The organism is Pseudomonas sp. NPDC089401, from assembly GCF_044749485.1.
Taxonomy (GTDB): domain Bacteria; phylum Pseudomonadota; class Gammaproteobacteria; order Pseudomonadales; family Pseudomonadaceae; genus Aquipseudomonas.
Genome location: NZ_JBIVIA010000010.1, coordinates 252,220 through 259,806, shown reverse-complemented (window position 1 = coordinate 259,806; position 7,587 = coordinate 252,220). Strand labels below are relative to the sequence as shown.

Here is a 7,587-nt window from a genome sequence, read left to right as displayed (position 1 = left end):
CATGGCCTGACAGGTTCGGCACGTTGCAACAAATGTGGGAGCGGGTTCACCCGCGAAGCGCCGCGCGGGCGGCGCTCGATCTCACAGGCGCTGAAGATGTTGTGACATGCACCTGGTGGCCCTGATGCAATCCCTATCCTGGCCTCTGAATATCAGGGCGCCTTGGCCCCTGGCACAGCCGCAGCCGGCGCAACAGCAGGCGCAACTGGAGCCGGCGCAGCGGCCGGCACCTGCTGCTCCACCGGCTTCTCCACCTGCGCCACGCGATCCAGTTCGATGTTCACCCGCCGGTTACGCGCCCGATTCGCCGGGCTGTTGTTCTTCACCAGCGGATACCGCTCGCCATGGAAGCGCACGACGATCTGCTCTTCCGGCACACCATGGGCCTTGAAGTAATCGGCCACCGCCAGCGCGCGGCGGCGCGAGGCATCGCGGTTGGTCAGGCGGTTGCCGCTGTTGTCGGAGTGGCCGTTGAGCTCGATATGGTTCACCGTCGGGTCGGCCTTCATGTAGTCGAGGATCACATCCAGCCGTGCGCGGGCATCGGCATCCAGGTCGAACCCGGTACCAGGGAAACCGATCTGGGTCTGGCGCACCTGGTCGTAGTTCATCGGCAGCATCTTGCCCGCGCAGGCCTGGTAGTCGTTGTAGGCCTTGGCGAAACTCACCGGCATCACCCGCACTTCCATGACCCGCCCGCCTTCGCCAGCATGATTGCGCACCACCGTCGCGCGGCCATCGAGCAGGCCGTTGATCAGGCGGCTGGCCTGGCTCTGCGACGAGCTGAACAGCACGCCGCTGCGGGCCATGCGCACAGCCCCCAGGTTGACATCGCCGCGCCCCGGCTGCCAGGGCGCGGCCGCGGCCAGCAAGGTGGCCGAGCCGGCGCCCAGCACATTGCCATCCGAGCGCAGGCGGAACACCGGCTGCTCACCGGCCTTGCGCACGAACTCGCCACTGCCGAAACCGTCGATCGGTTGGATCAGGCGACATTCGAACTGGTCACCCTCGACTTTCCAGGCGACATTCTCCATGCGGGTCTGGAAGGTCATCGCGCCAGCCGGCAGGCTGGCGAACAGGGTCAACAGGGCTAGGTAACGCTGGCGCACGGGAGGCTCCAAATATTCTGACGGCTTACAGGCAGGCTATCGGACGCTTGCCGGAAAACTTGATAGCCGTGCTCGGCACGGGGTTTTCCGGTAGCATTGGGGCCTGAGTTCGACCCGCCTGGAATCCCCAATGTCCGATCGCCTGACCCTCCTGCGCCCCGACGACTGGCACATCCATCTGCGCGATGGTGCCGTCCTGCCTCACACCGTTGGCGATGTGGCGCGTACCTTCGCCCGTGCCATCATCATGCCCAACCTGGTTCCGCCGGTGCGCAACGCCGTCGAGGCTGGCGCCTACCGTGAACGTATCCTCGCCGCCCGCCCGGCCGGCAGCCGCTTCGAACCGCTGATGGTGCTGTACCTCACCGACCGCACCAGCCCCGAGGACATCCGCGCGGCCAAGGCCAGCGGCATCGTGTACGCCGCCAAGCTGTACCCGGCCGGCGCCACCACCAACTCCGATTCCGGCGTGACCAGCATCGACAACATCTTCCCGGCCATCGAGGCGCTGGCCGAAGTCGGCATGCCATTGCTGGTGCACGGGGAAGTGACCCGCAGCGAGATCGACGTGTTCGACCGCGAGAAGCGCTTCATCGACGAGCACATGCGTCGCCTGGTCGAGCGCTTCCCGACGCTGAAGGTGGTGTTCGAGCACATCACCACCGGCGATGCCGCGCAGTTCGTCAGCGAGGCCTCGGCCAACGTCGGTGCCACCATCACTGCCCAGCACCTGCTGTACAACCGCAACCACATGCTGGTCGGCGGCATCCGCCCGCACTTCTATTGCCTGCCGATCCTCAAGCGCAACACCCACCAGGTGGCGCTGCTGGACGCGGCCACCAGCGGCAATCCGAAGTTCTTCCTCGGCACCGACTCGGCACCGCACGCCCGTCACGCCAAGGAAGCTGCCTGCGGTTGCGCCGGTTGCTACACCGCCTATGCGGCTATCGAGATGTATGCCGAGGCATTCGAGCAGCGTAACGCGCTGGACAAGCTGGAAGGCTTCGCCAGCCTGCACGGCCCGGCCTTCTACGGCCTGCCGGCGAACACCGACAGCATCACCCTGGTCCGCGAAGAGTGGACCGCCCCGGACAGCCTGCCGTTTGGCGAGCAGACCGTGATCCCGCTGCGCGCCGGTGAAAAACTGCGCTGGCGCCTGCTGGAGGACAACGCGTGAGCGAAGACCTCTACGAAGACGACCAGGACGTTCAAGGTGGCGGTGGCTCGCGCCACCCGATGGCCGAGCGCTTCCGTGGCTACCTGCCCGTGGTGGTGGATGTCGAGACCGGCGGCTTCAACAGCGCCACCGACGCCCTGCTGGAAATCGCCGCCGTGACCATCGGCATGGACGAGAAAGGCTTCCTGTTCCCCGAGCACACCTACTTCTTCCGGGTCGAACCGTTCGAAGGGGCGAATATCGAGGCGGCCGCGCTGGAGTTCACCGGCATCAAGCTGGACCACCCGCTGCGCATGGCGGTGAGCGAGGAAAGCGCGCTCACCGACATCTTCCGCGGCGTGCGCAAGGCGTTGAAGGCCAACGGCTGCAAGCGGGCGATCCTGGTCGGCCACAACAGCAGCTTCGACCTCGGCTTCCTCAATGCCGCGGTGGCGCGCAACGACATCAAGCGCAACCCGTTCCACCCGTTCTCCAGCTTCGACACCGCCACCCTGGCGGGCCTGGCCTACGGCCAGACCGTGCTGGCACGGGCCTGCCAGAGCGCCGATATCGACTTCGACGGGCGTGAGGCGCATTCGGCGCGTTACGACACCGAGAAGACCGCCGAGCTGTTCTGCGGCATCGTCAATCGCTGGAAAGACATGGGCGGTTGGCGCGACTTCAACGACTGAGCCCAAAAGCTTCGCGGGTAAACCCGCTCCCACAGAGTTCGCATAATGGCTCAAGCCACTATCGCACCTGTGGGAGCGGGTTTACCCGCGAATAGTCCCGAACAGGCACTGCAGGGCTCAAACTCCAGATACAAAAAAACCGGCCACAGTGGGCCGGTTTTTTCATGCGCATGGCAATTACAGCTTGCCAGCGTTCTCGCTCAGGTAAGCAGCAACGCCTTCCGGCGAAGCGGTCATGCCCTGGTCGCCTTTCTTCCAGTTGGCCGGGCAGACTTCGCCGTGCTCTTCGTGGAATTGCAGGGCGTCGACCAGGCGCAGCAGCTCGTCCATGTTGCGCCCCAGTGGCAGGTCGTTGACGATCTGCGAGCGGACAACACCGTTGGTGTCGATCAGGAACGCGCCACGGAAGGCCACGCCGCCTTCGGACTCGACATCGTAGGCCTTGCAGATTTCGTGGGTGATGTCGGCCGCCAGGGTGTACTTGACCTGGCCGATGCCGCCGGCGTTGACCGGGGTGTTGCGCCAGGCGTTGTGGGTGAAGTGCGAGTCGATCGACACGCCGATCACTTCCACGTTGCGTGCCTGGAAGTCAGGAATGCGGTTGTCCAGAGCGATCAGCTCGGACGGGCAGACGAAGGTGAAGTCCAGTGGGTAGAAGAACACCAGGCCGTACTTGCCCTTGATGGCCGAAGCCAGGTTGAAGCTGTCGACGATCTCGCCGTTGCCGAGGACGGCAGGGACGGTGAAGTCGGGGGCTTGTTTGCCAACGAGTACGCTCATCGTAATCTCCTAGTGAGAGTGGAAAAATCGCTTGCCGGGCCAAGCAGGCCTGCCCGACAACCAACAAAAGGCCGACCATCATACACGGCTTGAGGTGACAGGCCGAATGCAACCGTCGGTCACTCCAGCACAGCCCTTGCGCAATGTGCTTTGACAAGCATTCTCATTAACATTAAGCTCCAACCCATCGACTCAACCAGCGATGGTCAGCCCTTATGTATGTGTGTCTTTGTGTCGGCGTCACCGACGGACAGATCCGCGATGCGATCTATGAAGGATGCTGCAGTTACAAGGATGTGCGTGCCGCGACCAATGTCGCCAGCCAATGTGGCAAATGTGCTTGCCTGGCCAAGCAGGTGGTCCGCGAGACCCTCACCGAATTGCAGGTGAGCCAGCACGCCGCCCTGCCCTATCCGGTAGAATTTACCGCCGCTTGAAAACACCGAATTCGAAGAACCGGGCCTAGTGTCCGGTTTTTTTATGCCTGTATATCAATAAGTTAGCGTTCCAACGCGGTTCAAAAACATTCTTATTCCTATTAATTTTCACTTATTATTCAATAACTTAGGTTTGACAGCCCGTTATTGCAGGCTCAAACTTCCCTGTATCGGCACACTTCTACAGGGCAGGAACCCGTCATGAAAGGCGACGTAAGCGTCATCCAGCATCTCAACAAGATCCTCGGAAACGAGCTGGTCGCGATCAACCAGTACTTCCTGCACGCGCGCATGTACGAAGATTGGGGCCTGAACAAGCTCGGCAAGCACGAGTACAAGGAATCCATCGACGAGATGAAGCACGCTGACAAGCTGATCAAGCGTATTCTCTTCCTCGAAGGCATTCCCAACGTCCAGGACCTGGGCAAGCTGCTGATCGGCGAGCACACCAAAGAGATGCTCGAGTGCGACCTGAAGATCGAACAGAAAGGCCTGGTCGACCTGAAAGCCGCCATCGCCCACTGCGAAACCGCCGGCGACTTCGGCTCGCGCGACATGCTCGAGGACATCCTCGAATCCGAGGAAGAACACATCGACTGGCTGGAAACCCAGCTGAGCCTGATCGACAAGATCGGCATCGAGAACTACCTGCAGTCGCAGATGGGCGAAGAGTAAATAATCTTCCCATTAAAAAACCCGCCTGATGGCGGGTTTTTTCATGCTTGCCCGATGATCAGGCTTCGGACGCCTTGGCCTTGGCGGCCGCGTCCTTGATCAGGGCCTGCAGCTCACCCTTCTCGAACATTTCCAGCATGATGTCGCTACCGCCAACCAGCTCACCGGCGACCCACAGTTGCGGGAAGGTCGGCCAGTTGGCGTACTTTGGCAGGTTGGCGCGGATTTCCGGGTTCTGCAGGATGTCGACGTAGGCGAACTTCTCGCCGCAACCCATCACAGCTTGCGATGCCTTGGCCGAGAACCCGCACTGCGGGGCATTCGGCGAGCCTTTCATGTAAAGCAGAATGGTGTTGTTGGCAATCTGCTCTTTGATCGTATCGATGATATCCATGTAGCACCTCAGCTGAACTTTCCGACGCGGTCGTCGGCACGGTGACGCATTGTATCGGAAAGCCGAGCAGCGTGCTCGGCCTTGCCGTTGCTTACGCGGCCTCCACTTGCACGGGTACGCCATTGAGCGCGGCGTTGCCTGAAACCTCGTCACGCAGACGCTCATCGGTGAGGTCGTTGGCGCTGCCGCCCGCCTGCGCCTGGGCAACCTGCAACTGCACGCCCTGGCGACCATGACCGAAACCGTGGGGCAGGCTGACCACGCCGGGCATCATGTCTTCACAGGCCTGCACCTCGACCTCCAGGGTGCCGGTGCGCGAACAGATACGTACGCGCTGGCCGTCCTGCAATTGCCGCTGCTGCAGGTCCTGCGGGTGCATCAGCAGGTGGTGGCGCGGCTTGCCTTTGACCAGGCGATGGTAGTTGTGCATCCACGAGTTGTTGCTGCGCACATGGCGCCGGCCGATCAGCAGCAGCTCGCCCGGCGCGGGTGGCGTCTGCCGGGCCAGGCGCTGCAAGTCGCCCAGCAGCACCTGTGGCGCCGCTTCGACCGCCTTGCTGGTGGTGGCCAGACGCGCCTCCAGATTGGCCCGCAGCGGCCCCAGATCGAGGCCGTGGGGGTGCTGGTCGAGCGCCTGCACCGACAGCCCCCAGGCGGACGCCTCGCCATAGCGGCCTTGGCGCAGGGCCATGTCGATCATCTGCGCCGGCGGCCAGGTCGGTTTCAGTTCCAGCTCGGCACGCCGGGCGAAGGCCTGCGCCAGGCCGACGAAGATCTCCCAGTCATGCAAGGCGCCTTCCGGCTTGGCCAGGATCGCCCGGTTGAACCGGGTCACGTTGCGTACGGCCAGCAGGTTGAAGGTGCTGTCGTAATGATCGTTTTCCAGCGCCGAAGTGGAAGGCAGGATCAGGTCGGCGTGGCGTGTGGTCTCGTTGATGTAGAGGTCGATGCTGAGCATGAAGTCCAGCCCGGCCAGGGCGCCGTCCAGCTGCCGACCGTTAGGCGTGGACAGCACCGGGTTGCCGGCCACGGTGACCAGCGCGCGCACCTGGCCTTCGCCGGGCGTGAGCATCTCCTCGGCCAACGCCGCCACTGGCAGCTCGCCGGCGTATTCGGGCAAGCCAGAAACGCGGCTCTGCCAGGCGTTGAAATGCCCGCCCGAGGTGGTCGCCACCAGGTCGACGGCAGGCTCGGTGCACAGCGCCCCACCCTCGCGGTCGAGGTTGCCGGTGACCAGGTTGATCAGTTGCACCAGCCAATGGCACAAGCTGCCGAATGCCTGGGTGGAGACGCCCATGCGGCCATAGCACACCGCCTTGTCGGCGGCGGCGAAATCCCGGGCCAGCTGGCGGATGTCGGCCGCCGCGATGCCGCAGTGGGCGCTCATGGCTTCGGCGCTGAACGGCGCAATGGCCTCGCGCACCTGTTGCAAGCCGTTGACCGGCAGGTGCGTGCCTCGGGCCAGGCCTTCGTCGAACAAGGTGTTGAGCAAGCCGCTGAGCAAGGCGGCATCGCCTCCGGGGCGGATGAACAGGTGAGCGTCGGCCATCGCCGCCGTCTCGCTGCGCCGCGGGTCGACCACCACCAGCCTGCCGCCTCGCCCACGCAGGGCCTTGAGGCGCTTCTCCACATCCGGCACGGTCATGATGCTGCCATTGGACGCCAGCGGGTTGCCGCCGAGGATCAGCATGAAGTCGGTGTGGTCGATATCGGGGATCGGCAACAGCAGGCCATGGCCGTACATCAGGTGGCTGGTCAGGTGCTGCGGCAGTTGGTCGACCGACGTCGCAGAGAAACGGTTGCGGGTCTTGAGCAGGCCGAGGAAGTAGTTGCTGTGGGTCATCAAGCCGTAGTTGTGCACGCTCGGGTTGCCTTGGTACACCGCCACGGCATTGCGCCCGTGGGCCTGCTGGATCGCCCACAATCGGTCGGCAGCCAGTTCGAAGGCTTCGTCCCAGCCGATCGGCTGCCAATGCCCGGCGACCCGCCGATGGGGCTGGCGCAGCCGGTCAGGGTCGTTCTGGATATCCTGCAGCGCCACCGCCTTGGGGCAGATGTGCCCGCGGCTGAACGGATCCTCGGGGTCGCCCTTGATCGAGCTGATCAGCGCCCGCCCCTGGTCATGGCTGACTTCGATGTTCAGCCCGCAGATCGCTTCGCACAGGTGACAGGCTCGGTGATGCAGGGTCTTGGTCATGGCCGCCTCTGCCTTGCTCTTGTGGTGAGTACCGGAGCGATGACTATGCGCGCGCCCCCTGCGCCCGGCCAGCGTGCTTCGCGCGGTGAATCGAGCGACATCAGGCAGACGATTCGCGACAGGCATTTGCCAAGTCGCCGGCAAGCC

8 protein-coding genes are annotated in these 7,587 nt (G+C 63.6%); 4 read left to right on the top strand and 4 right to left on the bottom strand.

Annotated elements, in window-relative coordinates; all coding sequences use genetic code 11:
- Positions 1-152 precede the first annotated feature (152 nt).
- Complete coding sequence (locus ACIP21_RS22455) at positions 153-1,109, bottom strand: OmpA family protein (protein ID WP_400692229.1); 957 nt, start codon at positions 1,107-1,109, stop codon at positions 153-155.
- Positions 1,110-1,239: 130 nt separating this feature from the next.
- Here ACIP21_RS22455 and pyrC point away from each other — a divergent pair, with 130 nt between their 5' ends.
- Positions 1,240-2,286, top strand: coding sequence for a dihydroorotase (gene pyrC / locus ACIP21_RS22450; RefSeq protein ID WP_400692227.1), 1,047 nt, complete (start codon positions 1,240-1,242; stop codon positions 2,284-2,286).
- 59 nt (positions 2,287-2,345) lie between these two features.
- Entirely contained in the window at positions 2,346-2,957 is a 612-nt protein-coding gene (rnt, locus tag ACIP21_RS22445; protein WP_400692252.1) for a ribonuclease T, read from the top strand.
- A gap of 177 nt (positions 2,958-3,134) precedes the next feature.
- On the opposite strand, the gene ACIP21_RS22440 is transcribed toward rnt, so the two are convergent.
- Positions 3,135-3,737: a peroxiredoxin gene (locus tag ACIP21_RS22440; protein ID WP_027918971.1), complete on the bottom strand. Its 603-nt coding sequence runs from the start codon at positions 3,735-3,737 to the stop codon at positions 3,135-3,137.
- Positions 3,738-3,952: 215 nt separating this feature from the next.
- On the opposite strand from ACIP21_RS22440, the gene ACIP21_RS22435 reads away from it, so the two are divergent.
- Positions 3,953-4,174, top strand: a complete 222-nt coding sequence (locus tag ACIP21_RS22435) for a bacterioferritin-associated ferredoxin (protein WP_400692224.1) — start codon at positions 3,953-3,955, stop codon at positions 4,172-4,174.
- Between the two features lie 201 nt (positions 4,175-4,375).
- A complete protein-coding gene (gene bfr / locus ACIP21_RS22430) occupies positions 4,376-4,849 on the top strand; it encodes a bacterioferritin (RefSeq protein WP_167070429.1) in 474 nt (157 codons plus the stop codon).
- 58 nt (positions 4,850-4,907) lie between these two features.
- Here bfr and grxD read toward each other — a convergent pair whose 3' ends face one another.
- Both grxD and ACIP21_RS22420 read right to left on the bottom strand, forming a co-directional pair.
- The gene (gene grxD / locus ACIP21_RS22425; protein WP_060512704.1) at positions 4,908-5,243 is read right to left on the bottom strand and encodes a Grx4 family monothiol glutaredoxin; all 336 of its coding nucleotides are present in this window, start codon (positions 5,241-5,243) and stop codon (positions 4,908-4,910) included.
- A gap of 91 nt (positions 5,244-5,334) precedes the next feature.
- On the bottom strand, positions 5,335-7,440 hold the full coding sequence (locus ACIP21_RS22420) for a molybdopterin-dependent oxidoreductase (protein ID WP_400692220.1): 2,106 nt from the start codon (positions 7,438-7,440) through the stop codon (positions 5,335-5,337).
- Positions 7,441-7,587 lie beyond the last annotated feature (147 nt).

Excerpts from the sequence above, each read along its gene's own strand:
- pyrC (WP_400692227.1), top strand. The coding sequence starts at position 1,240 with ATGTCCGATCGCCTGACCCTCCTGCGCCCCGACGACTGGCACATCCAT.
- rnt (WP_400692252.1), top strand. The coding sequence starts at position 2,346 with ATGGCCGAGCGCTTCCGTGGCTACCTGCCCGTGGTGGTGGATGTCGAG.
- ACIP21_RS22440 (WP_027918971.1), bottom strand. The coding sequence starts at position 3,737 with ATGAGCGTACTCGTTGGCAAACAAGCCCCCGACTTCACCGTCCCTGCC.
- ACIP21_RS22435 (WP_400692224.1), top strand. The coding sequence starts at position 3,953 with ATGTATGTGTGTCTTTGTGTCGGCGTCACCGACGGACAGATCCGCGAT.
- bfr (WP_167070429.1), top strand. The coding sequence starts at position 4,376 with ATGAAAGGCGACGTAAGCGTCATCCAGCATCTCAACAAGATCCTCGGA.
- grxD (WP_060512704.1), bottom strand. The coding sequence starts at position 5,243 with ATGGATATCATCGATACGATCAAAGAGCAGATTGCCAACAACACCATT.
- ACIP21_RS22420 (WP_400692220.1), bottom strand. The coding sequence starts at position 7,440 with ATGACCAAGACCCTGCATCACCGAGCCTGTCACCTGTGCGAAGCGATC.